We start from the raw sequence: 22,951 nt of genomic DNA on the forward strand, positions 1-22,951 counted from the left end.
TTACAAAATTAAATCATATGAAATAATAGTTTTGGAGAATCTTAACGAATTTTATAACATAAATGGGGAAAAGATAAAATATAAATGATGAATGATGAATGATGAATGATGAATGGTGAATGATGAATGGTGAATGATGAATGGTGTTGATGATAAGATTCAACAGGGGTGGGCTTTAAACCATCTAACAAATAAAGTATAAGTCCATCGACTTTAGCCAAAACTTAAAAATATAAACTTTAAACCTCCAGATTTAAACATTCAATCTGCTGATTATTAATTTCTTTTATTTTCATTTCCTAATAAAAATAATCAATTTTTGATTCTATTTTAAAATTATCAACATTCAATAATTTCATAAAAACAAAGAAAATATTTCAAGCATAATTAATAATTTATGGTTTTTGTTAACAAATATTGGCTTTTGTAATTAATAATTGGCACTTTAATTGACTATTTCTGGATGTTTAATTTAAAGAGGAATGAAATGAAAAAGTTATTATTAACAGCGTTTTTGATCGGGACATTTAGCCTAACCTATGCCCAGTCAGATTATTATAATGATTATAGAAGGAGTATTTCGGATGTTAACTGGCAAAGAGTAGTTGCTGATCTGTTGTTGTCTACAACGCAGGCCAACCAGATTTATGTTTTAAACGATAGATATCATGATTATGATACCTGGAACAGAGTATATGTGGTGGATCCGGGAAGATGGAGAGGCGACCGTTATTCTGAGTTGGAAAGGATCATGGGGAGAGAGAAGTATATTATCTTTAAAAAGAAATATTACAGAGGACAAAATCCAGTAATCGTTTATGGAAGGAATAAGAACGATTATAAAAAATATCGTAAACAACAGGAAAAATACTATAAAAACCAGGAGAAATATTATAAAAAGCAGAATAAACATCGTGGTCATGGTCATGATGACGATTGGGATTAGCCCATTATCAATTATATCACTTTTTAAATGGCTGACATTTTTGTCAGCCATTTTATTTTTTTAGTAATGATCATTATTTAATTTGTTTGAATTTTATAACTTTGATCTATGGAATCACACGAATCACTTCAGGGTTTTTATGAAAGAAATGCTCCCAATCTAGCATCACAATGTATTGGTGTGAATAAAATGGGGCATTTCAATGTATTTTCACGGGAATACTGTTCTCCGCTCACACCTTACAGCAGGAGAGATTATTATAAGATTTCATTGATCATAGGAAAAGGAAAGCTTCATTATGCAGATAAATGGATCAAGGTAGATCGTCCCGCATTATTGTTTTCCAATCCCATTATTCCTTATTCCTGGGAAGCTGATGATGAAGACCAGAAAGGCTGGTTCTGCCTGTTTACAGATCAGTTTCTGCATAATGGAAGCCGTATGGGAAACCTTCAGGATTCTCCGTTGTTCAAAATCGGTGGAACGCCGGTTTTCTTTGTAGATGAAGAACAGCAGAATATACTTTCTGAGATTTATACCAAAATGATGACGGAAATTCAGTCGGAATATATTCACAAATATGATATGCTGAGAGCTTACCTCCAACTGATGATTCATGAAACAATGAGAATGCAGCCGGCAGAAAGTTTTGAGCCTTATCAGAATGCCTCACAAAGAGTTGCTTCCTTATTTATGGAACTGCTGGAAAGACAGTTTCCTATTGATAGCCCTGAAGCATTTTTGAAATTAAAAACTCCCAATGACTATGCTCAAAGTCTTTCCATTCATGTGAATTCTTTAAACCGTTCCGTAAAAGAGATTACAGGGAAAACAACCAGTCAGCAGATCACGGGAAGAATTATTCAGGAAGCCAATGCCTTACTGAAACATACAGATTGGAATGTGGCTGAAATCGCCTATGGATTAGGCTTTGAAGAACCTGCTTATTTTACCAATTATTTTAAAAAACAAACCGGAATTACTCCTAATGCCCTAAGAATGGATATTGTTTGATTTTTATAATTCTTAGTTTGAATTCTATATAGTGGCTGGTGTCCGGATGTTCTAATTTTGTCATATAAAATTAAATCATACCTATCATGAAATTTAAAAAATTAGGAAACACAGAAGAACAGTTATCAGCAATAGGTTTAGGATGTATGGGAATGAGCTTTGCTTATGGTCCTACAGATGAGCAGGAAAGTATTAATACGCTGCACCGAGCATTAGATTTAGGCGTTAACTTTTGGGACACGGCAGATATGTATGCCAACGGAGAGAATGAAAAACTGATCTCAAAAGTTTTAGTACCAAACAGAGATAAGATTTTTATTGCTACCAAATTCGGATTCAGGTTTAAAGACGGTAAAGCAAGCCACAGCGGAGCTCCCGGAACTTATTTTGACGGTTCTCCGGAATGGATCAGAAAAGCAGTAGATTTAAGCCTTCAAAGATTAAAAATAGATACTATTGACTTATACTATGCACACAGAGTAGATCCGAATGTGCCTGTAGAAGAAACAGTAGGAGCTATGGCAGAGCTTGTGAAAGCCGGAAAAGTGAAATATATCGGATTGTCTGAAGCTTCAGCGGAGTCTATCAGAAAAGCCAACAAAATTCATCCTATAACAGCGTTACAGTCAGAATATTCTATCCTTACGAAAGATGTTGAAAAAGAGATTTTGCCAACCATCAGAGAACTGGGAATTTCTTTAGTCCCTTACTCACCATTAGCAAGAGGGCTTTTCACCAATATTTACGATGTGCAGAATCTGGGTGATGATGATTTCAGAAAATCATTGCCGCGTTATCAACAGGAGTACCTTGAAAATAACACCAAACTGGCTAACGAAATCAATGAACTGGCTGCTTCCAAAGGAGTAAAAGGAACACAGCTGGCATTAGCATGGGTGCTGAACCAGGGAGATGATATCATCCCGATTCCTGGTACCAAACGAATCAAATATCTGGAAGAAAATATTGCAGCCGTCAATATTGAACTTTCCCAATCCGATCTGGATACCATTGATGCCATTCTGAAAAAATACCCTAATGTAGGGGAAAGATACACAGAAGGATCAATGAAACTGGTCAACAACTAAAGACTATTCATATAAAAACTGAGTTCCTGATTATGGGAGCTCAGTTTTTTGTTTTTATATTTAAAATAAAAAGAGCTAAGCTATGAACAGAAGAGAATTATTAAAAAATGGATTATTGGCAGGAACATTAAGCATGATTCCTTTCTCTGGTGTATTGGCAGGAGTTCCCAAATTTCCTGAAAAAACAGGAGAAGATCTTTCCGGTTTCAAAAAATTAAAATTGGGAGAACTGGAACTTTTTGTACTGACAGACGGATATATTCATGAAGAAAATCTGAACTCATTTGCTCCCAGAGGCACCGTTTCAGAGCTGAAAGCAATCCTTAAAAATAATTTCAGACCAGACCATTATATTGACATGGCTATGAATATTCTATTGATTAAAACAAAGAATAAACTCATCTTATTCGATACCGGAATGGGTATTTTTGCCGATCAAAGAACCGGATTTTTATTAAAAAGTCTTCAGAAAGCAGGATTTTCTGCCAAAGATATTACAGACGTTTTCATTTCTCACGCCCATCCGGATCACATCGGAGGAGTTGTAGATAAACAGAATCAACTTATTTTCCCCAATGCAGATATTTTTATCTCTAAGATAGAACATGATTTCTGGATGAAGGCCACCATCAAAGATTTCAGTAACAGTACTTTGAAGACACAGCCTGATTTTCTTAATCAGATTATCCCCGCAGTTCAGAATATTCTGAAAACTATTCAGCCTAAACTGAAGTTTTATGACCTTAATAATCCGCTGTATGATTATTTTAGTTTCCAGTTGGCTCCCGGCCATACACCTGGTTTAACGGTGACAACCATTTCTTCAGGAAATGAAAAGCTGATCTATATTGCAGATTTGATTCATTCTGATGTCATTCTTTTTCCACATCCTGAGTGGGGTTATTTTGGTGATACTGATCTGGATATTGCAACAGCTTCAAGAAAAGAACTTCTGAAACAATTAGCAGATTCAAAAATCAGAGCATTTGCCTATCATTTACCGTGGCCGGGTCTTGGTTTTACCAAAACAAAAGCCGGAGCGTTTGAATGGTTCCCGGAAAGCTTTATGAATTAGGTAGTAGGTTGCAGGAATTAGGGATTAGGAATTAGGGATTAGGGATTAGGGATTAGGGATTAGGATTGTGCTGACCTTGATGAGTAAATATGCGCTCCATATTCCCCTCCCTTGGAGGGGTGGCAAAAATTCTTTGAATTTTTGACGGGGTGGTTAATTAAACGAAATAATTACCACACGCATAACACAATCAATAGAAGCGGACTTTAGTCCGCTTTCATAAATAAGGCTCATTCATAGGGCTTTAGCCCAAACTTATAAAACAACCGATCCTCCCGGGCGACAGGAGGATCTGTTTCAAACATAAGAAAAAATAAGAGTTGTATGAACATTAAGCCTCTCCAAATACCATTTCAGGAGAATAAAGCTTTCTGAACATCAGATACGTCACCGTAAGAACAGAAAAAGCAATTATAGCGTCTGTTGTAGCCGAAAAGCCAAGTACCGCAATTTTTGAGAAGAAGGCAAAAAGAATATCAAAAAACATTCCTGCAAATACCCATTCTTTCAGTCTCAATAACCTATTGGGAAGCAGAAGAACCAGAACTCCTGAAATTTTAAAAACACCCAATATATAAATGAAATGCGGAGGATAGCCAAGTTGTTGGGTAATGTCCCATACAACAGGTTTTTTTGTCAGTTCAAAGAAACCACTCGCTCCAAACCATAATGACATAAAAATGGCTCCTGCCCAATAGATGATTTTTGTTGTTTTTGTTTTCATTGTCGTAATTTTTAATATTGATTGAATAGTTATAATTTTATTTAAAAGCTGTCTTAGCTGATCCCGATATCCACCCGGTTTTTACATTCTGAATAAACGCTATAACTTCCCAGTTCTCCGGTGAAAAGCCTTCCGGAAGTTTGAATGTCGTCTTTCCTTCCTGTTGCTTATTCAATGAAATTGAGTTTTGCTGATGAACAATCTGCCAGTGATGTAGATGGCGCCCTTCATTTTCACCTTTTCCCACCTGGGTAGAAGAATGCTTTTCAACCAGATTGATGAGAAGCATATTCTTAGGATCAGCGGAAGATGTTTTATACGATATATTAATATCCTTCTGAGAAATGGTTGCCGATAGCTCTATATTTGTTTTTTTATCTATAAGCAAAGCCTCCCGAATGGCATTTTTAATTGAGTTTTCATCAGAACCTACAAATTCCGTTTTTCCATTCACGACCAGCTGTGGAGTATAAACCTGTGAATTCAATATACGGCTGTACTGTTGTTGTCGCTGTGAATTTTCTGCAGTACTGAACCTGTCTTTCCACCCAAGACGATTCCAGTAATCCACGTGATAGGAGAGAAGATAAACAGGCTGGTCTTTATATTCCTTTTCAATTCTTCCCATCAGCTCATCCGCCGGAGGACAGCTGGAGCAGCCTTCTGAAGTGAAAAGCTCCAACACTGCGAAACCATTATTTTCATCAGTTGAATGTTGCGTGGTCTTTTGATCTTTATTTTGATAAATAAATGCTGAAGTAGCAAATAATAACGCGGTAAAAGCGCTTACTGTGATTAAGTTTTTTAGTATCATGTCTTTTAATTTGATTCAAAAGTAGATACTCTGCCAAGGCAAAAAAATGTAAAAAAGGCTCAACCGGACAAATTACAAGGTGAACCCGGAAATTGCTGGCGGAAAAGTTTTAAGGTTTGAAGATGGAAGCTAGAGGCTGGAGGTTTCTGGTGAGCAAAAAGGAATTGATGTTTATACTTTTTGATTGTGAAAATATGAGCAATAAAGCTTAAAAAATTAAAAGCAAAAGAAAACCCTGATCATATCAATCAGGATTATAATGTATTTAAAAAGACATTGATCAATCGAATTGGCTGCAAAGTTCTTCCAGTATCTAACCTCCATCTTCCCACCTTCTTTACCTATTCTCCAGCCAGGTAAAGAAACTATGCGTCTTTTCTTTGTTAATCAACAGTTTTTCAGGAGTTTCAATAGTGAGTTTCACCAGTATTTTACGCTGGAAATAATGTTCCATCTCCTTAATCGCTTTAAAATTAACAAGATATTGACGGTTGACTCTGAAGAACTGTTTGTCCGAAACCTGTTCTGCCACTTGTCCCAAAGGTTGGGTAAGAGGAAACTGTTCTTTGCCAAAGGTAACGAGATGGGTAATCTCATTGTGGATATAAAAATAGGCAATATCTTCTGTAGGAATCGTGGTATATTTTTGATTTTTAAAAACTAAAAAATTGCTTTTACCTGCAGGCTGATTCATTTTTTGGATAATGGATTCCAAATCTGGCAGATCATTCTTCTGAAAGAATTTTTTCAGTTCATCAACCTTTCGCAAAGCTTCAGCAATATCTTCTTTTGAAAATGGTTTTAAAACATAATCAACGCCTTTACTCTTAAAAGCATCCAGCATATACTGATCAAATGCAGTACAGAAAACCACAGGACAGGTGATCTCCACTGATTTGAAAATTTCAAAGGAAAGTCCGTCTGAAAGATGGATATCCATAAAAATAAGATCAGGTTTGATCTCCTGTAAGCCTTCAATACTTGTTTCAATACTATCGTAAACACCCAGTATCTTGGAGTCCGGTTTTAAATCTGAGATTAAATTCTGAAGGGATTTTGCAGCCCTGAATTCGTCTTCAATAATGATGATATTCATGGATTAATGGTAGTTTTATCTGAAATGTTTTTTCGTCTGAATTAATAATAATATCCTTTTCAAGCAAATGTTTATAACGCATTTTAATATTGTCCAGTCCAACCCCTAAAGAATCTTCAGGGGTTACCTTTCGCTGGATAGGATTTTCAATCACAATATGATCGTCTGCTGTATAAATTTTAATATATAAAGGTTTGCTTTGCGAAACGATATTGTGCTTGATGCAATTTTCCACTAAAAGCTGAAGCGTAAAAGGAGGAATAAGCGTAGAGCCGATTTCCTTTTCAAGCTGATTGGTAAATATAATGCCGTCACCAAAACGGGCTTTTTGAAGAAAAAGATAAGCATCTACTATTTCCATCTCTTCCTGAACACTGATCAGATCTAATTTTCTGCTTTCGAGGGTAAATCTGTAAAAATCAGAAAGTTTTACAACAAAATCTACTGTTTCTTCATCACGCGTTTCTGCCATCATTTTTAAAGTATTCAGGCTGTTGAAAAGAAAATGTGGATTGATCTGCTGCTTTAGCAATTCGTATTGAGCTCCAAGGTTATCACTTTTTACCTTTTCCAGTTCAAGCTGAACCTGTTGTCCTGTATAATTATGCTGAAGCAGATTCAGAAACATATAGCACACCAGATTGATTAGAATTCCCCTTACTTCAATCATCAGCATCACCGGCCCGAAATTAATCTGAGAAAGGATCAACTGCTGAATCCATGCCAGCCCAAACATAATTACCATTCCAAAAGCGAGTACCACCATCAATCTTGAATAGGAGATATGCTGTCTTCGTTTTTTTGTGCGGTTCAGCATATAAATATTAATGTACCACATAATAACCGAAAATGCTGCCGTAATCCCCGAGTTTACCAAGGCTTCTTTCCAGTCGAATTGATGGGAAGCAAGCTGAGGTACAGAAGATAAAACGCCGAGGAAAACAGAGCTTATCCAGATAATAGCTTGTGAGATTTTTATTTTTTGCTGTTGCATGAAATCTGCTGATTTGAAAAGGTTAAATTAATATTTTTTATTGAAAATATTATGATAAATAGTGAAGCGGGAGTTTTTTATTAAGGCCTGCTTACAGGGCGGTAACTCATAAAATAGTATACCCTTTCTTCTTTATCGGGAGGACTGTTTTGCACCAGGCTATTTTTTATATCATAGGAAACCTTTCCAAGATGATCAGCCTGAACAGTTTCAATACTGACTAATTCTCCGGTAATGGTTCCGCCAATGTATTGAGGATTATCATGATAGCGCCAGGTAACCAGTTTCATCACAGCACCAGCATTTGGTGTCTTACTTTCTTTGGATAAAGATTCTAATGCTTTTTCATTTCCGTATAAAGCTGACATGGTTTTCTTCTTGGGATTTAAAGAATTGGATATAAATGTAAGATTCCCCGGATCAAAAACAGCTCTCACAAGTTCACTTTCTTTATCATTATTTTCTTTACTGCAGGCGGTAAGGGAAACAAAGCTTACCAGTAAAATCAGGATGGTATTTTTCATTTTTTCTGTAAGTTTTGAATTAATCTTTGGGTATTTACTTTCATCGGAACATCAAACAGATAACCTGTTTTTTCAGCTAACTGTCTGTGACAGGCAATGCATGATTCTTTGGCAAAAGATGCCGTTTTTCCCGTAGGATGAAGTTCGCCTCCTGAAAACTTAGCAAATCCCCAGCCTTCAGTATCTGTATATTGCTTGGAATCTTTTACCATAAACTGTGCATTCACAAATTGTCCGGGTCTGATTTCTCCATCAGGTAATGCCTGCTGTTTCCATACAGACTTAACCACAATGCTTCCGTCCGGCCAAGGGTAAAAGTTTTCCGTTTCCACAGCTTTTACAGCAATATCATTTCCATAGATCACACGGATGGAATTATCAAACAGCGTACTCATACTGATGACTTTCCAGTTTTTAAAATCAGGAGTATATTGAACTCCATTGGGAGAAACCGGAAGTTTTGCTGATGCCGGAGTTGATACAACGGATAAGGTTTGAGGTGTTTCCAACTTTTTTTGAGTTGATGGGCTTACTGAGGATAATGAAAGTGTATATTTTTTAATTGTTTCAATATCTTTCTCTGTAATTTTAGCAGAAGGGTGCAGAAGCGTATATTCATGAAGAGGCATTTTTCCGCTTTGCATCATGTTCAGAATAGCGTACATTTTCCCCTGATGTTCAGCCGGAGATAACTTTTCCCATTCTGAAAAATTCAAAACTTCTCTGGCTCTTTTAATATCTTTATTCACAGCCCAGGAAACTGGAGCAATCTGATCATACCAACTTAAATTTTGCTGGTTTGAATGACAGTTAAAACATGAGTTTTCAAGAATACTGATCACTTCCTTTGGTGCTTCAATTTTTCCTGTAACCGCTTTTCCTTCCAAAGGTCTGCTGAATAACTGCAGCGCTCCGAAAATTCCTATTATAACCAGAAATATGATGGCAATGGGATTCCTTCTTTTCTTTGTGGTGTCCATATGAGTATTGTTTTTTCTGATTCAAAAGTAGGTCGATAGTGCATGCTGTGAAACGGAAAACAGGCCGAGTTGGACAAATCAAAAGGTGAATACGGAATTTTTAACCCCGAAAATGCACAAGAAAAATCCCGATAGTTGCGCTACCAGGACTTGTTGGAATTGATTTCTTATAATGTTATGCCGCCGTCTATCACAATTTCGGTTCCGGTGACATAGCCGGAAGCTTCATTGTCTGATAAATAAGTAACCAGCTTTACTACTTCCTCAGCCGTTCCCATTTTCTTTAATGGAATTTGATCTATGAGATGATTTTTAATATTTTTCAAAGTTTCTTCATCCAGTCCGGCTTTGTTCATAATTTCTGTTTTTATAGGACCCGGGCTTATCATATTCACTCTGATTTTCCTTGGTGCTAATTCTGCCGCTGCCGTTTTTGCAATGGAGTTCAACGCCGCTTTGCTTGCCTGATAAGCCGAACTGTTGGGTTTATAGGTAGAAGCGACAATGGAAGATAAAAAGATAACAGAAGCTCCGTCATTCAATAAAGGAATGAATTTGCTTAACGTAAAATAAGCTCCCCTGAAATTAATGTTCATCACCTGATCAAAATTTTCTACATCCATATTTTCAATAGGTGTCAGAGTTCCTGTAATACCGGCATTGACGAACAGAATATCTACTTTGCCGAACTGCTTCTCTACTTCTTTCTTCAGCCGATCAATATCATCAAGATTAGCCTGATCTGCAATAAAAGGAATAGCTCCAAGTTCCTGAGCCGCTTTTTCTACAGCTTCTTTTCGTCTTCCGGTGATAATGACCGTTGCTCCTTCTGAAATAAGTTCTTTGGCTGCAGCGAATCCGATTCCGCTGTTTCCTCCTGTTACGATAGCCAGTTTATGGGTTAATCTTTTCATTGTAAAATTTTTTGACAAAGTTATTTCAAAACGGTATACTTTTGTAACCAGTATCACAGAGTATACCAGTATAATTCATGATATCACTTAACTTTGCAACTATGGAAAGAGATCAGACAGAAGAACTTAGAGCCCTGCAGGATACCCTTTATTTCATTGGTGGGAAATGGCGGATTCCTGTTATCAACTCACTTTGTAACGGAAACAGACGTTTCAGGGAAATTGAACGAAGTATCCCCGGAATTACCACCAGAATGCTTTCAAAAGAACTGAAAGATATGGAACTGAATAAATTGGTAAAACGCACCGTTTACCCGGAAACTCCTGTTTTAATAGAATATGAACCCACAGAATACTGCCGAACCTTTGGAAATATCATTCAGGAAATGATCAACTGGGGAAGAGAGCATAGAAGAGTGATTGTGGAGGATAGGTGAGAGGCGGCAGATGTTAGGTTGCAGGGATTAGGGATTAGGGATTAGGGATTAGGGATTAGGGATGCGCTGACCTTGAGTAGTAAATATGTGCTCAATATTCCCCTCCCTTGGAGGGGTGTCAAAAATTCAAAGAATTTTTGACAGGGTGGTTTTACCAGTATACTTTTGACGGGGTGGTTCCACAAAAAAAGCCCCTTAAAAAAGGAGCTTTCATTTATATCAAAAGGAACGATTAAATTCCGTCAATGATTTCATTTAAAACTGTGCTAGGTCTCATTGCTGCATACGTTTTGTATGTGTCAGTTTTGTAATACCCTTCAATGTTTTGAGGTTTACCCTGAGCACCAATTAATTCTGCATTGATTACCTCTTCGTTTTCTTGCATTGCCTGAGCAATAGGAGCAAACTTAGCCGCCAATTCAGCATCAGCAGTCTGGTTAGCTAGCGCTTCAGCCCAGTACATTGCTAAATAGAAATGAGAACCTCTGTTGTCAATCTGACCTACTTTTCTTGCAGGAGATTTGTCTGTCGCTAAGAATTTAGCATTTGCTTCATCCAGTGCATCAGCTAAAACCTGAGATTTTGTATTCCCCTGAGTTTGTGCCAAGTGCTCTAAAGACGCCTGAAGTGCTAAGAACTCACCTAAAGAATCCCATCTTAAATATCCTTCTTCTAAGAACTGCTCAACATGTTTTGGAGCAGAACCTCCGGCACCTGTTTCAAATAAACCACCACCGTTCATTAATGGAACAATAGAAAGCATTTTTGCAGAAGTACCAAGCTCAAGGATTGGGAAAAGGTCTGTTAAATAATCTCTCAATACGTTTCCTGAAACAGAAATGGTGTCTTTACCTTCTCTAGCTCTTTTCAGAGTTTCAGTCATAGCATCTTTTACATCAAGGATTCTGATGTCAAGACCTGTTGTATCGTGATCAGCAAGATATTTTTCTACCTTTTTGATGATTTCACTGTCGTGAGCTCTTCCTTTGTCTAACCAGAAGATAGCAGGAGTATCAGATAATCTTGATCTGTTTACTGCTAATTTTACCCAGTCCTGGATAGGAGCATCTTTAGTCTGGCACATTCTGAAGATATCATCTTTTTCTACTTTCTGAGAAAGAAGAACGTTTCCAGCCTCGTCCTGAACCTCTACAGTTCCGTCAGCAGCTAATTGGAAAGTTTTATCGTGAGAACCATATTCTTCAGCTTTCTGAGCCATTAAACCTACGTTTGGAACAGATCCCATTGTAGTAGGGTCTAATTTTCCGTGCGCTTTCATATCGTCAATTACAGACTGATAGAAACCTGCGTAAGAACGGTCCGGAATGATACAAACTGTATCTTCTTCGTTTCCGTCTTTGTTCCACATTTTACCTCCGCCTCTTACAAGAGCAGCCATAGATGCGTCAACGATGATGTCAGAAGGTACGTGGAAGTTAGTAATTCCTTTGTCAGAATTTACCATTGCCACTCTAGGTCCGTTTGCCAAAGCAGCTTCAATATCAGCTTTGATGTCAGCTTCCTGAGCATTTCCTTTGATTTTATCAAAAAGATCAGCAAGACCATTATTTGGATTGATGTCTAAAGACTTGAAAGTCTCAGCATATTTTGTAAATACTTCTTTGAAGAAAGTCTCAACGATAGCCCCGAAAATGATTGGGTCAGAGATTTTCATCATTGTCGCTTTAAGGTGAGCAGAAAGAAGTACGTTTCTCTTCTTAGCTTCCTCGATAGCTTCCTGAACGAATGCTTTTAATGCATTTAAGTTCATTACAGAAGAATCAATAACTTCACCAGCCTGAAGACCTGCGAAGTCTTTTAATACAGATTCAGAACCGTCGTTTCCTTTGAATACAATCTTGTATTTTGTAGCGTTTTCTAATGTTGTAGAATTTTCTGTACCGTAGAAATCACCATTGTTCATGTGAGCTACGTCAGTTTTGCTGTCAGATGCCCAGTCACCCATTCTGTGAGGGTTTGCTTTTGCATAGTTTTTAACAGCTTTTGGAGCACGTCTGTCAGAGTTTCCTTCTCTTAATACAGGATTTACAGCACTTCCTAATACTTTCGCATATTTAGCTTTGATTGCCTTTTCTTCGTCATTCTTAGGCTCTGCAGGATAGTTTGGAACTGCGAAACCTTTACCTTGTAGCTCAGCGATCGCTGCGTCCAATTGAGGTACAGAAGCAGAAATGTTAGGTAACTTAATGATATTAGCGTCAGGTTGTGTAGCCAATTCTCCTAATTCAGCCAAAGCATCACCAATTTTCTGGTCGTCTTTTAAAAACTCAGGAAAGTTTGCTAGAATTCTTCCTGCCAAAGAAATATCCGGAACTGCGATTTCGATATCTGCTGATTTTGTGAAAGCTTTTACAATGGGTAAAAACGAGTGAGTAGCCAGCATTGGAGCTTCATCAGTAAGTGTGTAATAGATTTTTGATTTTTCTGACATTATACTGTTATTTTTTATTTGAAATTTTAAGTCCCACAAATTTAGTAAATATCATTGTTTTATTGAAGATATTTCCAAAAAAAACAGAGGCTTTTGAATCTTTAATGGTATACCTGTATAATTTATGCTCCGGTTCTGTTTGCATTTATTGGAAAACAATTTTATAATTTTCATAGATTGAGCTTTTCTTCATGGAGATATTCGTTTTTTCAGAGAATTAGTCTAGAAAAATTTTTGTTTGAAAAACTGAGTATCAGACGAAAGACTTTTATTTTCACTTTAAGATTAATTTAACCATAATAAGACTGTGAAAATTTTCTTTTTTGATTAAATTTGGAAAACTAAAAAAATAAATATTATGTCAACGACAATCACTTTAAAAGGAAACGAAGTACACACAATAGGAACATTGCCATCTGTAGGAACATCTGTGAAAGACTTTGCACTGGTAGACTCAGGATTAGCAGTAAAAACGCTTGAAACTTTTGCAGGAAAGAAAAAAGTGTTCAATATTTTCCCAAGTATTGATACTCCTACTTGTGCTGCTTCTTCCAGAAAATTCAATGAAGAGGCTTCAAAACTTGAAAATACAGTGGTGATCAACGTATCTAAAGACCTTCCATTCGCTTTAGGAAGATTCTGTGCAGCTGAAGGTTTAAATAATGTAGAAACACTTTCAGATTTCAGAAGCAGCTTTGGAGATGATTATGAAGTGACTATCACAGATTCACCTTTAAAAGGACTGCTGAGCCGTGCTGTGATCGTTACAGACGAAAACAATAAAGTAGTATATACAGAGCAGGTTTCAGAAATTGCTGATGAGCCTAATTACGATGCTGCTCTTGCTGCATTAAAATAATAAAATAATTTTTGTAAAGAAGCCTTGTGAATCATTTTACAAGGCTTTTTTTGAAAATAAAATCCAATCAAATCACACCAAATGACGTCAAATAATTATAAGAAATATGGAGAACTTTTTCAGGTAGACTCAGAACATTTTGAGGAATTCTATGCATTGCTTCATGATACAAAACTCTTAAAATCTGATTTTTTTCTCAAACAGGGAGAAAAATGCAAATATCTGGGATTTATTAAAAAAGGAACCATCCGGTCTTTCTATATCAATGATCAGGGACGAGAGATCAATTTCGGATTCTATTTTGAAAATGAATTCTTCACCGATTACGAAAGTATTCTTTGTGATACCGTATCCAATATGAACATCCAGGCACTGGAAGAGTGTGAAATTCTACTGTTGAGTAAAGATCATCTTCAAAATTTATATAAAAAAGAAGCCTATTGGCAGCAATTCGGGAGAGTGATGAGTGAAAAAATTTATCTGGATGCCAAAAAACGGATTGATGACCTGCTGTGCTTTTCCCCTGAAAACAGATACCTTAATCTTGTCCAAAAACAACCTGCACTCTTTCAGAAAATAGCCCAGAAACATATCGCCAGTTACCTCGGTGTAACAGAACAGTCACTCAGCCGGATAAGAAGTAGGATTGTTAATTAACTTAAGTTAACGTCCACTGAGGTTTTAAACCGTAGCTTTATCATCATCAAATTTTAACACAATCATCATTATGGAACAAAAAGATTTAACCATTATTTTGGTACACGGAGCATGGGGAGACGGATCACACTGGCAATACGTTATTCCTTCATTGACAAAAGCAGGATATAAAGTAAGAAGTTTCAGAACCCATTAACATCTTTACAGGATGATATTAATAAGACAAAAGATCTTATTGATGCTCAGGATGGGAAAGTACTTTTAGTGGGGCATTCTTATGGCGGTGCCGTTATTTCAGGAGCGGGTCATCATGACAAAGTGGTAGGACTGGTTTATATTGCGGCTTTTGCACCTGATGCAGGAGACAGTCTGGGATCTTTGTTAGGAAGAAGAGAATCACCGGGTGGAGCAAGTATTTATCCTGATAACAAAGGTTTTTTATGGATTAAATACGATGAATTCAAATCTGCTTTCTGCCAGGATTTGGATGATAAAAAAGCACTGGTAATGTCCTTATCACAAAAACCTATTCACGGACAGTGTTTCGGAGATGTAGCAGGAGAACCTGCCTGGAAAACTCGCCCAAGTTGGTATCAGATCTCATTGCAGGACCGCATGATCCCTGCAGAAACAGAAAAAGAAATGGCAGAACGTCTTGAACCAAAGAAAATAATCTCTTTAGATGCAGGACACGCTTCATTGGCATCGCATCCGGAAGAAGTTACGCAGCTGATTTTAGAAGCAGCGGCTTCCGTTTAATATCAGATACAGGACAATAATTTATTAAGCCTTGTGAAATTTTATGTAATTTCACAAGGCTTTTTTAATGAAAAAATAGTACAGCATGGTAAAAAGAATCGTAGCCAATATTAAAACCGATGATCTTTCCAGAGCCAATCAGTTTTATCAGGATATTCTGGAGCTGAATGTTTTGATGGATCATGGCTGGATCAAAACACTGGGTAATGATGAAGAAGCTAAAATTCAGATCAGCTTTGCCGAACAGGGAGGAAATGATACCGAAGTTCCTGATCTTTCCATTGAAGTGGATAATGTAGACGAAGTCTATCACAAAATGAAAAATGCAGGTTTTGAAATCACCTATGATCTAACCAATGAAGACTGGGGAGTCCGCAGGTTTTTCGTTAAAGATCCATTTCAGAAACTGATCAATATACTGTCTCACCAATAAATACAAACACAATGAAAGCAGATAGAATTATTCCCGTATTAAGAATCTTCGATTATCAGAAAACAAAAGAATTTTATGTAGATTGGTTGGGATTTGAGATCGTGTGGGAACATTATTTTGATGAAAATACTCCCGTTTATATGGAAGTAAAAAAAGAAAATATCATTTTCCATTTAAGTGAACACCACGGAGACGGAACACCTGGAACAAGAGTTTCTATCTGGGGAGAAGGCATTCCTGAATATCACAAAGAACTCATCGACAAAAAATATAAATACAACCGTCCCGGGCTTGAAAAAACGTTTTATGGAGCCGTGTCTTTTACTGTGATTGATCCTTTTGGAAATAAAATTACTTTTGAAGAAGAATATGACGAATCCAAACATAAAGACCTGAAACTGTATTCTCACGATTGATAAAGTTATGTTTTCCAATATACATAAGGAATTTGAAGTCCCGGAAGAACTAAAAGATACCATCAAATGTTTTTGGTACAACAGAAGGGATTATGGAGAAGAAATATCTGAATTTACAGTGCTTCCTGATGGTTATGCAGAAATCATCTTTCATTTTGGAAGCGGATGCAGTATTTCTCATCAGGGGATTTTACAGGCTTTACCTTCTCCGTTTATCATGGGACTGCTCAATCAGCCTGCTCTCTTTCATGCTCAAAATCAACTGGAAATTATAGGAATCAGATGTTTCCCATGGGCTGTTTTTGATTTACTGGGACTTTCGTCAGAAAAAACAGAAAATGGAGTTCATACATTCGAACATCCTCTGGCAGAGCTTCAAACGACATTGAATGATTTGATTACCCAAGGAAAAATAGAGGAGGTGATCTCTAAGGTAGAACACTATTTTCTGAAATTACATGACAATGTCACAGCAGACAGCCTTATTTCCAAAGCCGGAGCTGCTATGAGAAAAAATAAAGGAACTATTCCTGTCAAACAAGTGGCTGATTCTGCCTATACAACTATCCGGACGTTGGAAAGAAAATTTAAGCAGTCTTCCGGTCACACCGTAAAAGACGTCTCCGGAATTATGCGTTTTGAGCAGATAAGAAACCGTCTGTGGAATACTCCTGAAGCTTCTATTGCAGAAATAGCACAGGAATTTGGATATACAGATCAATCTCATTTAAGCAGAGAATTTAAACGGTACAGCGGTACAACGCCTGCCGTTTTTGCACGGGAAGCCAAAAAAAGGAAACAGACCTTAAGCAACGATTTTGTCGCATTTGTACAAGCATAATACCATTGCAATCCTGAATTTTGTACCATAATAAATACATTAAAAACTATGGTACTGAATCATAAAAAAGTCGCCATCATTGGCGCTGGCCCCGTTGGTTTAACAATGGCCGTTCTATTACAGCAGAAAGGTGTTGAAGTGAATGTTTATGAAAGAGATCTTAATGCACAAACCAGAGTCTGGGGTGGTACATTGGATCTTCATAAAGAATCAGGACAGAAAGCTATGGAGAAAGCCGGGTTGCTTGATCAATATTACGCTATGGCCTTACCTATGGGCATCAAAATTGCTGATGAACAGGGCAATATTCTGTTTACAAAAGAAATCACACCCGAAAACCAATACGACAATCCTGAAATCAACAGAAATCATTTGAGAGAAATGCTGCTTGGCAGTCTGGCAGATGATACTGTAATCTGGGATATGAATTTTACAGGAATGGAAGAAAATAACGGCAAATGGATTCTTCATTTTAAAGATAAACCTGATGTGACAGCTGATCTTGTTATCGGTGCTAATGGTGGAATGTCCAAAGTAAGAAAATACGTCACGGAAGCCGAAGTGGAAGAAACCGGAACTTTTATTATTCAGGGAGATGTTTCACAGCCTGAAAAAGCCTGTCCCGAATTTTTCAATTGGTGTGATGGGAAAAGACCAATGACAGCTTTTGAAGGTAATTTATTGGTCGCCAATCCATATAATAATGGAGCTTTGACGTATGGAGTTATATTCAAAAAACCTGAAGAATGGAAAGATGGCTGTACATTAGATTTTCAAAATACAGAACAGGTTCGTCAGTTTCTTTCCGAAAGATTCTCTTCATGGAGTGGGCTTTATCAGCAGTTATTCCAATCAACTTCCTTTTTTGTAGGGCTGCCAACAAGAAAAATTCCATTAGATAAGCTCTGGAAAAATAACCGTCCTTTATCCGTAACATTGATTGGTGATGCTGCACATCTCATGCCCCCTTTTGCAGGACAGGGAGTGAATACCGGATTGCTGGATGCTTTGATTTTATCAGAAAATCTCACAAAAGGAAAATACGCAACCCTATCCGAAGCTATTGAAGCTTACGAAAAAGAAATGTTTATGTATGCGAAAGAAGCACAGCTTGAATCTAGTGAAAATGAACTGGAAATGAGAGATGCCAACTTCTCTTTTACAAGTTTTATTCAATAGTAGAGATTCAATGACAGAATTAATGATCCGAATCATTAAATAGTAAGATGAATAAAACTTACCTTTACATTTTAATAATAGAATGAAACGTTCAGGAACTGCAGATTTACCCCTTCACTATGGCAAAGTACCGCCATGGCTGTATGAACGTATGTCTGTTCTGGGACTATCCATTATTGAAGTCATTCTGATGGATTATGGTAAAGATGAGGTATTGCGTCGTTTGGCAGATCCGTTCTGGTTTCAAAGCTTTGGAGCGGTGATGGGAATGGACTGGCATTCTTCAGGAATTACCACTTCCGTTATGGGAGCTTTAAAACGTTCTATTAATCCCAATTCCCAATCTCTCGGGCTATATATTTGTGGTGGAAAAGGAAAATTTTCCAGGGAAACTCCATCAGAGTTAATCAGAATTGCAGATAAAACCGGACTGAATGGAACCGATCTGGTAAGAGCCAGCAAGCTTTCTGCAAAAGTAGATAATACTGCCATTCAGGATGGCTATCAGTTGTATTTGCACAATTTCATCCTTTCAGACAACGGAAACTGGAGTGTTATCCAGCAGGGAATGCATGAATCTGACGGCACGGCAAGACGTTACCACTGGCATTCCGAAAACATCACCTCTTTTGTAGAAAAACCTCACACAGGAATCAATGGAATTTCCAGAGGAAGAATTCTTAACCTTACTGATACAGAAGCTTCTGAAAACAGAAAAGGAATTTTGGATATTTCCCATACCGATTCGGCAGAAGTGATGAAGGATTTTGCCAGGCTGATTCTTCCCGCTCATCATGATGTTCAGGCTTCTGATGTAGATCTGAAACGGCTTGGAGCACTTCTGTATGTTACCAGAGAACAGCAGCCTCAGAATTTTGAAGATTTACTGATGCTGGAAGGGGTAGGACCAAGAACCATGCAGTCATTGGCTTTGGTAAGTGAAGTGATTCACGGGGCACCGTCAAGATTTGCAGATCCTGCAAGGTTTTCCTTTGCTCATGGAGGTAAAGACGGACACCCTTTCCCTGTCCCGATTAATACGTATGACGAAAGTATCAGCATTCTCAAAAAAGGAATTGAAAAGTCCAAACTGGGAAATTCTGATAAGTTAAACTCTCTAAACAAGCTTCATGAGATCGTTACCGAAGCAGAAAAAGATTTTACCCCGGATTTTGATATTCAGCAGGTGATTGAAGAAGAAAGACAGAATTCCTGGCGGTTTGGCGGAAAAACCGTATTTGGGGATGCTCAGAAACCCAATCCTCCAAAAGCAATACAGCTTTCTTTATTTTAAAACAAAAACCGGACAGTTCTACTGTCATCAAGTAGATGTTTTACCATTCCCATCCTCTGGAGGGGTGGCGGAAATTCAAAGAATTTTTGACGGGGTGGTTTAAATGGCTGTTTAATATGATTAGTTTTAAAATAGTATTTATTGTAGTGTAATACATGGCTTTTTATAAAGATTTTACATTCTTTGTTTAATGTTTTTTGCATTTAATTCAATTAAAAATTTTATTTTTAAAAACTTAAAAAATTGACCAAATGACGAACAAAGCCCTTGAAATATGTTATGATTTTCCCTTTTTTTTCCCTGAAGAGCTTGCTGAAATATTCCAGGCTCACGAAAAAAGATCCTTCCAGAAAGGTGATTTTATTCTTGAAGAAGGAAAAACTGCCAATGAATATTATATTCTCGAAAGCGGATTAGCACGTTCCTATGTTAATGATTTCAACGGAAATGAAGTAACGACTCATTTTTTCACGGAAAATGAAGTGATTATTGAGGTTTTATCGATGTTTCAGAGGGTTCCTTCTCAGGAAAATATTGTTTGTATTACAGATTGTGAATGCTGGAGACTGGATTATGATACATTCCAGGAACTGTTCCATAAAATCCCGAACCTCAGAGAATGGGGCAGATCATGGATGTCTCAGGAGCTTTTTGCCTACAAACAAAGATCTGTAGAAATGTTCACCCTTTCGGCAACCAAAAGATATCTCAATCTGCTGGAACAGAAATCTAAAGTCATACAATTTGCTCCACTGAAACAGATTGCTTCCTATCTGGGAGTTACAGACACTTCTTTGAGCCGTATTCGTAAGGAAATTGTTTCCCATCCTAAGAAAAATTAAATCTTGCCCTATGACAAGATGATTTTCATTACACCTTGGTAATTTTGGATAAGAAATTAACACTAAAATTACAAAAAATGAAAATCAATCAAATTTATGTGAACCTTCCGGTAAAAGATGTACAGAAAACAAAAGACTTCTGGACGAAGGTAGGTTTTTCCATTAATGAGCAATTCTCAGATGATAAAGCAGCCTGTGTTGCTTTGAATGATACAAGCTATGTCATGTTTCTGCAGGAAGATTATTTTATGACCTTTACCAGTAAACCTGTGGCCAAAGAAAATACCAGTCAGGTAATTGTTGCAGTAGGAATGAATAGTCGTGAAGAAGTGGATAATGTAGTAAACACTGCTGTAGAAAATGGAGCGTGGCAGCATGAAGAGCCTGAAGATTACGGATGGATGTATCAAAATTCGTTTTGGGATCTGGACGGACATGGCTGGAATATCACTTTTGCCGATATGTCTCAAATGCCGACGGAATAAAGATTATTACATCAACACATTTCACATGGAAACACAATCAAACGATATAGAAATCATAAAAAATCAGGTAGCCGGAACCTATTATGTGGCTACTTCGAATATTGAAGGCATTACCCATGAAGAATCTATGATTTTTCCCAATGGTGAAGCCAATTGTATGAACTGGATTCTTGGACATTTAATCTACATCAGAAATCCCTTATTGAATATTTTAGGAGAAGAATCTGTTTGGGACAGCGAAAAATTTTCTTGCTACAACAGAGGGGAAATTCCTTTGGACAGGAAGGATGAGCTGGTCAACTTTGAAGATTTAAAATCCTATCTGAAACAATCTCAGGACAGACTGGAAGCAAAACTCAATACGCTTGAAAATTTCAAACCAGAAATGGTTAAAGATATATCAACACTAAGTCTTCATGAAATTTACCATAGCGGACAGTTGGGCTATCTCCGAAGAATTTTAGGAAAACCGGGAGCTATAAAATAGATTCCTCGCTTTACCCGGAATGACAAATGAACAATTAAAGTTTTCCAAACTATTTTTGGAAGAGTATAATTTTATCGAAGATAAAATCCCCGCGCCTTAAAAACGCATAGTTTGTAAAATCCTTAGCGCCTTAGCGTTTCTCCAATACTCTAACCTTTAATTTCTAACTTCTAATCTCAATTAAAACTAAAATGGACACACCAAAATCAAAAAAAATGGAACTCGTTATTCCGGCTTACAGAATGCATTCTCAAAGTTTTATGAATGTATTGGATGGTATTTCGGAAGAAGATGCTTTGAAAAGAATTGAAAATAAAACCAATCATATCGTATGGATGGCCGGAAACTTTGTCAACATGCGATATGGCTTAGGCTGGGTACTTGGACTTCGGGAAGAAGATCCTTACAGCGATTTATTTTTCCAGGGAAAAGCGCTGGATGAAAGCTTTAAATACCCAACTTTAGCCGAGTTGAAAGAAAACTTTCATGCAATTTCTGCTAAAGTATATGAAAAACTTTATGAAGTAACTGATGAAGAGCTGGATGAAATATTTGAAATAGGAATGAACATCCCTTTCATCAAAGAAACAAAACTCAATTTTGTAGGAATGTGTATCGGCCGTGAAGACTATTTATGTGGTCAAATAGGTTTAATGCGTAGAATTCTGGACTATCCGGGAATGAAATATGATGTGGACGAAAACCTTAAGTACTAACAATGAATCCAACAGAAACAGGCTATAAAAAAGTCAATGGAATCCAATTGTATTACGAGATTTATGGATTAGGTAAACCTTTGGTTTTGATTCATGGCGGAGGTTCTTCGATTCTATACGATTTTAAAGAGGTCATTACAAGGCTGGAGGGTAAATTCCAGCTTATAGGAGTTGACCTCCAAAATCATGGACGCAGTGAGCACCGCGATATCCCGGAAACATTTGAACAGGATGCAGACGATGTAGCAGGACTTCTCGCAGAGCTTAACATTGAAAAAGCTTCGTTCTGGGGATTCAGCAACGGAGGAAGTACCGTAATGCAGATTGGTCACCGCCACCCTAAAATTGTTGAAAAATTAGTCGTTGCATCAGCATTCTATAAAAAAAATGGAATGATAGAGGGCTTTTTCGAAGGAATGCAGGAAGCAACCTTTGATTCAATGCCAGAGCCTTTCAAAATCAATTTTTTAAATCTTAACCCGGATTTTTCAAAACTGGAAAATCTCTTTGAGAAAGACTGCACAAGGATGCAGACGTTTGAAGATTGGGATGATGAGGTATTGGCTTCCATTAAATCTCCCACATTATTCATCTCCGGAGATCAGGATGTGATGAAACCGGAGCATACTGCAGCAATGTGGCGACTGGTAAAAGATTCACGATTAATGCTACTTCCCGCTACTCATGGTACTTATATGATGCCTGATTTTGACGGAAGTATCGATACAAACTTAATAGACTTTACCGTAAGAGAAGTAGAAAAATTTTTAAACCATTAAGTATTTTATTCATAGTAAATTAATTAATCCTTAATGGATCAACAGTAGAAACTATATCTTATAATAATAGAACTCATCTTGACTTTCTTTTTATGAATTTTTTACAAGCAATAACAATAAAAGCTAAATAATTGAATCCGATCCAG

At 37.1% G+C, this 22,951-nt stretch carries 27 protein-coding genes; 19 read left to right on the forward strand and 8 right to left on the reverse strand.

The features are described 5' to 3' along the window. Window positions 1-487 precede the first annotated feature (487 nt). The 4 genes from CQ046_RS03325 to CQ046_RS03340 all read left to right on the forward strand — a co-directional run bounded on the left by CQ046_RS03325 (window position 488) and on the right by CQ046_RS03340 (window position 4,123). Entirely contained in the window at window positions 488-946 is a 459-nt protein-coding gene (locus CQ046_RS03325; RefSeq protein WP_105700934.1) for a hypothetical protein, read from the forward strand. A gap of 108 nt (window positions 947-1,054) precedes the next feature. After that, window positions 1,055-1,960, forward strand: coding sequence for a helix-turn-helix domain-containing protein (locus tag CQ046_RS03330; RefSeq protein WP_105700898.1), 906 nt, complete (start codon window positions 1,055-1,057; stop codon window positions 1,958-1,960). 86 nt (window positions 1,961-2,046) lie between these two features. Then, on the forward strand, window positions 2,047-3,048 hold the full coding sequence (locus tag CQ046_RS03335; RefSeq protein ID WP_105700899.1) for an aldo/keto reductase: 1,002 nt from the start codon (window positions 2,047-2,049) through the stop codon (window positions 3,046-3,048). Window positions 3,049-3,130: 82 nt separating this feature from the next. Next, window positions 3,131-4,123 (forward strand): MBL fold metallo-hydrolase, encoded by a 993-nt coding sequence (locus tag CQ046_RS03340; RefSeq protein WP_105700900.1) that lies wholly within the window; start codon window positions 3,131-3,133, stop codon window positions 4,121-4,123. A gap of 331 nt (window positions 4,124-4,454) precedes the next feature. On the opposite strand, the gene CQ046_RS03345 is transcribed toward CQ046_RS03340, so the two are convergent. From CQ046_RS03345 to CQ046_RS03375, 7 genes are all read right to left on the reverse strand, one after another. Further along, complete coding sequence (locus CQ046_RS03345; RefSeq protein ID WP_105700901.1) at window positions 4,455-4,847, reverse strand: DoxX family protein; 393 nt, start codon at window positions 4,845-4,847, stop codon at window positions 4,455-4,457. Between the two features lie 37 nt (window positions 4,848-4,884). After that, window positions 4,885-5,661: a DUF1223 domain-containing protein gene (locus CQ046_RS03350; RefSeq protein ID WP_105700902.1), complete on the reverse strand. Its 777-nt coding sequence runs from the start codon at window positions 5,659-5,661 to the stop codon at window positions 4,885-4,887. A 337-nt stretch (window positions 5,662-5,998) separates the two neighbouring features. Then, the gene (locus CQ046_RS03355) at window positions 5,999-6,757 is read right to left on the reverse strand and encodes a LytR/AlgR family response regulator transcription factor (RefSeq protein WP_105700903.1); all 759 of its coding nucleotides are present in this window, start codon (window positions 6,755-6,757) and stop codon (window positions 5,999-6,001) included. Further along, window positions 6,738-7,751, reverse strand: coding sequence for a sensor histidine kinase (locus CQ046_RS03360; RefSeq protein ID WP_105700904.1), 1,014 nt, complete (start codon window positions 7,749-7,751; stop codon window positions 6,738-6,740). Before CQ046_RS03360 ends, CQ046_RS03355 begins: the two co-directional genes overlap by 20 nt. A gap of 80 nt (window positions 7,752-7,831) precedes the next feature. Further along, window positions 7,832-8,275 carry a hypothetical protein gene (locus CQ046_RS03365; protein ID WP_105700905.1) on the reverse strand — a complete coding sequence of 148 codons (444 nt, stop codon included), beginning with the start codon at window positions 8,273-8,275 and terminating at the stop codon, window positions 7,832-7,834. Further along, entirely contained in the window at window positions 8,272-9,255 is a 984-nt protein-coding gene (locus CQ046_RS03370) for a heme-binding domain-containing protein (RefSeq protein WP_105700906.1), read from the reverse strand. The genes CQ046_RS03365 and CQ046_RS03370 overlap by 4 nt, the downstream gene beginning before the upstream one ends. A gap of 167 nt (window positions 9,256-9,422) precedes the next feature. Continuing rightward, window positions 9,423-10,169, reverse strand: a complete 747-nt coding sequence (locus CQ046_RS03375; protein WP_165790455.1) for an SDR family oxidoreductase — start codon at window positions 10,167-10,169, stop codon at window positions 9,423-9,425. 101 nt (window positions 10,170-10,270) lie between these two features. Here CQ046_RS03375 and CQ046_RS03380 point away from each other — a divergent pair, with 101 nt between their 5' ends. Continuing rightward, window positions 10,271-10,606: a winged helix-turn-helix transcriptional regulator gene (locus CQ046_RS03380; RefSeq protein WP_105700908.1), complete on the forward strand. Its 336-nt coding sequence runs from the start codon at window positions 10,271-10,273 to the stop codon at window positions 10,604-10,606. Window positions 10,607-10,838: 232 nt separating this feature from the next. On the opposite strand, the gene CQ046_RS03385 is transcribed toward CQ046_RS03380, so the two are convergent. Continuing rightward, a complete protein-coding gene (locus CQ046_RS03385; protein WP_105700909.1) occupies window positions 10,839-13,058 on the reverse strand; it encodes an NADP-dependent isocitrate dehydrogenase in 2,220 nt (739 codons plus the stop codon). A 358-nt stretch (window positions 13,059-13,416) separates the two neighbouring features. On the opposite strand from CQ046_RS03385, the gene tpx reads away from it, so the two are divergent. The 14 genes from tpx (at window position 13,417) to CQ046_RS03455 (ending at window position 22,805) form a co-directional block, all read left to right on the forward strand. Next, window positions 13,417-13,917, forward strand: a complete 501-nt coding sequence (gene tpx / locus CQ046_RS03390; RefSeq protein ID WP_105700910.1) for a thiol peroxidase — start codon at window positions 13,417-13,419, stop codon at window positions 13,915-13,917. Between the two features lie 81 nt (window positions 13,918-13,998). Next, window positions 13,999-14,574: a Crp/Fnr family transcriptional regulator gene (locus tag CQ046_RS03395; protein ID WP_105700911.1), complete on the forward strand. Its 576-nt coding sequence runs from the start codon at window positions 13,999-14,001 to the stop codon at window positions 14,572-14,574. A gap of 70 nt (window positions 14,575-14,644) precedes the next feature. Continuing rightward, window positions 14,645-14,770 carry a hypothetical protein gene (locus CQ046_RS23960; RefSeq protein ID WP_262498042.1) on the forward strand — a complete coding sequence of 42 codons (126 nt, stop codon included), beginning with the start codon at window positions 14,645-14,647 and terminating at the stop codon, window positions 14,768-14,770. Window positions 14,771-14,838: 68 nt separating this feature from the next. Beyond that, window positions 14,839-15,333: an alpha/beta hydrolase gene (locus CQ046_RS03400; RefSeq protein ID WP_262498043.1), complete on the forward strand. Its 495-nt coding sequence runs from the start codon at window positions 14,839-14,841 to the stop codon at window positions 15,331-15,333. An 85-nt stretch (window positions 15,334-15,418) separates the two neighbouring features. Then, complete coding sequence (locus CQ046_RS03405; protein ID WP_105700912.1) at window positions 15,419-15,766, forward strand: VOC family protein; 348 nt, start codon at window positions 15,419-15,421, stop codon at window positions 15,764-15,766. 11 nt (window positions 15,767-15,777) lie between these two features. Further along, window positions 15,778-16,182 carry a glyoxalase superfamily protein gene (locus CQ046_RS03410; protein ID WP_105700913.1) on the forward strand — a complete coding sequence of 135 codons (405 nt, stop codon included), beginning with the start codon at window positions 15,778-15,780 and terminating at the stop codon, window positions 16,180-16,182. Between the two features lie 7 nt (window positions 16,183-16,189). After that, the gene (locus tag CQ046_RS03415; RefSeq protein WP_105700914.1) at window positions 16,190-17,023 is read left to right on the forward strand and encodes a helix-turn-helix domain-containing protein; all 834 of its coding nucleotides are present in this window, start codon (window positions 16,190-16,192) and stop codon (window positions 17,021-17,023) included. A gap of 48 nt (window positions 17,024-17,071) precedes the next feature. After that, on the forward strand, window positions 17,072-18,202 hold the full coding sequence (locus tag CQ046_RS03420) for an FAD-dependent oxidoreductase (RefSeq protein ID WP_105700915.1): 1,131 nt from the start codon (window positions 17,072-17,074) through the stop codon (window positions 18,200-18,202). Window positions 18,203-18,284: 82 nt separating this feature from the next. Then, window positions 18,285-19,496: a DUF763 domain-containing protein gene (locus CQ046_RS03425; RefSeq protein WP_105700916.1), complete on the forward strand. Its 1,212-nt coding sequence runs from the start codon at window positions 18,285-18,287 to the stop codon at window positions 19,494-19,496. A 251-nt stretch (window positions 19,497-19,747) separates the two neighbouring features. Next, window positions 19,748-20,338, forward strand: coding sequence for a Crp/Fnr family transcriptional regulator (locus tag CQ046_RS03435; protein WP_105700918.1), 591 nt, complete (start codon window positions 19,748-19,750; stop codon window positions 20,336-20,338). Window positions 20,339-20,415: 77 nt separating this feature from the next. Then, a complete protein-coding gene (locus tag CQ046_RS03440) occupies window positions 20,416-20,823 on the forward strand; it encodes a VOC family protein (protein WP_105700919.1) in 408 nt (135 codons plus the stop codon). Window positions 20,824-20,848: 25 nt separating this feature from the next. Then, complete coding sequence (locus tag CQ046_RS03445) at window positions 20,849-21,310, forward strand: hypothetical protein (RefSeq protein ID WP_105700920.1); 462 nt, start codon at window positions 20,849-20,851, stop codon at window positions 21,308-21,310. 215 nt (window positions 21,311-21,525) lie between these two features. Beyond that, window positions 21,526-22,026, forward strand: coding sequence for a DinB family protein (locus tag CQ046_RS03450; RefSeq protein ID WP_228406870.1), 501 nt, complete (start codon window positions 21,526-21,528; stop codon window positions 22,024-22,026). A 2-nt stretch (window positions 22,027-22,028) separates the two neighbouring features. Continuing rightward, window positions 22,029-22,805, forward strand: a complete 777-nt coding sequence (locus tag CQ046_RS03455; RefSeq protein WP_105700922.1) for an alpha/beta fold hydrolase — start codon at window positions 22,029-22,031, stop codon at window positions 22,803-22,805. Window positions 22,806-22,951 lie beyond the last annotated feature (146 nt).

Source organism: Chryseobacterium sp. MYb7, assembly GCF_002979455.1.
Lineage (GTDB): Bacteria > Bacteroidota > Bacteroidia > Flavobacteriales > Weeksellaceae > Chryseobacterium.

Bases quoted from the DNA above. Each gene is read 5' to 3' on its own strand.
- CQ046_RS03325 (WP_105700934.1), top strand. From the start codon at position 488: ATGAAAAAGTTATTATTAACAGCGTTTTTGATCGGGACATTTAGCCTA.
- CQ046_RS03330 (WP_105700898.1), top strand. From the start codon at position 1,055: ATGGAATCACACGAATCACTTCAGGGTTTTTATGAAAGAAATGCTCCC.
- CQ046_RS03335 (WP_105700899.1), top strand. From the start codon at position 2,047: ATGAAATTTAAAAAATTAGGAAACACAGAAGAACAGTTATCAGCAATA.
- CQ046_RS03340 (WP_105700900.1), top strand. From the start codon at position 3,131: ATGAACAGAAGAGAATTATTAAAAAATGGATTATTGGCAGGAACATTA.
- CQ046_RS03345 (WP_105700901.1), bottom strand. From the start codon at position 4,847: ATGAAAACAAAAACAACAAAAATCATCTATTGGGCAGGAGCCATTTTT.
- CQ046_RS03350 (WP_105700902.1), bottom strand. From the start codon at position 5,661: ATGATACTAAAAAACTTAATCACAGTAAGCGCTTTTACCGCGTTATTA.
- CQ046_RS03355 (WP_105700903.1), bottom strand. From the start codon at position 6,757: ATGAATATCATCATTATTGAAGACGAATTCAGGGCTGCAAAATCCCTT.
- CQ046_RS03360 (WP_105700904.1), bottom strand. From the start codon at position 7,751: ATGCAACAGCAAAAAATAAAAATCTCACAAGCTATTATCTGGATAAGC.
- CQ046_RS03365 (WP_105700905.1), bottom strand. From the start codon at position 8,275: ATGAAAAATACCATCCTGATTTTACTGGTAAGCTTTGTTTCCCTTACC.
- CQ046_RS03370 (WP_105700906.1), bottom strand. From the start codon at position 9,255: ATGGACACCACAAAGAAAAGAAGGAATCCCATTGCCATCATATTTCTG.
- CQ046_RS03375 (WP_165790455.1), bottom strand. From the start codon at position 10,169: ATGAAAAGATTAACCCATAAACTGGCTATCGTAACAGGAGGAAACAGC.
- CQ046_RS03380 (WP_105700908.1), top strand. From the start codon at position 10,271: ATGGAAAGAGATCAGACAGAAGAACTTAGAGCCCTGCAGGATACCCTT.
- CQ046_RS03385 (WP_105700909.1), bottom strand. From the start codon at position 13,058: ATGTCAGAAAAATCAAAAATCTATTACACACTTACTGATGAAGCTCCA.
- tpx (WP_105700910.1), top strand. From the start codon at position 13,417: ATGTCAACGACAATCACTTTAAAAGGAAACGAAGTACACACAATAGGA.
- CQ046_RS03395 (WP_105700911.1), top strand. From the start codon at position 13,999: ATGACGTCAAATAATTATAAGAAATATGGAGAACTTTTTCAGGTAGAC.
- CQ046_RS23960 (WP_262498042.1), top strand. From the start codon at position 14,645: ATGGAACAAAAAGATTTAACCATTATTTTGGTACACGGAGCATGGGGA.
- CQ046_RS03405 (WP_105700912.1), top strand. From the start codon at position 15,419: ATGGTAAAAAGAATCGTAGCCAATATTAAAACCGATGATCTTTCCAGA.
- CQ046_RS03410 (WP_105700913.1), top strand. From the start codon at position 15,778: ATGAAAGCAGATAGAATTATTCCCGTATTAAGAATCTTCGATTATCAG.
- CQ046_RS03415 (WP_105700914.1), top strand. From the start codon at position 16,190: ATGTTTTCCAATATACATAAGGAATTTGAAGTCCCGGAAGAACTAAAA.
- CQ046_RS03420 (WP_105700915.1), top strand. From the start codon at position 17,072: ATGGTACTGAATCATAAAAAAGTCGCCATCATTGGCGCTGGCCCCGTT.
- CQ046_RS03425 (WP_105700916.1), top strand. From the start codon at position 18,285: ATGAAACGTTCAGGAACTGCAGATTTACCCCTTCACTATGGCAAAGTA.
- CQ046_RS03435 (WP_105700918.1), top strand. From the start codon at position 19,748: ATGACGAACAAAGCCCTTGAAATATGTTATGATTTTCCCTTTTTTTTC.
- CQ046_RS03440 (WP_105700919.1), top strand. From the start codon at position 20,416: ATGAAAATCAATCAAATTTATGTGAACCTTCCGGTAAAAGATGTACAG.
- CQ046_RS03445 (WP_105700920.1), top strand. From the start codon at position 20,849: ATGGAAACACAATCAAACGATATAGAAATCATAAAAAATCAGGTAGCC.
- CQ046_RS03450 (WP_228406870.1), top strand. From the start codon at position 21,526: ATGGAACTCGTTATTCCGGCTTACAGAATGCATTCTCAAAGTTTTATG.
- CQ046_RS03455 (WP_105700922.1), top strand. From the start codon at position 22,029: ATGAATCCAACAGAAACAGGCTATAAAAAAGTCAATGGAATCCAATTG.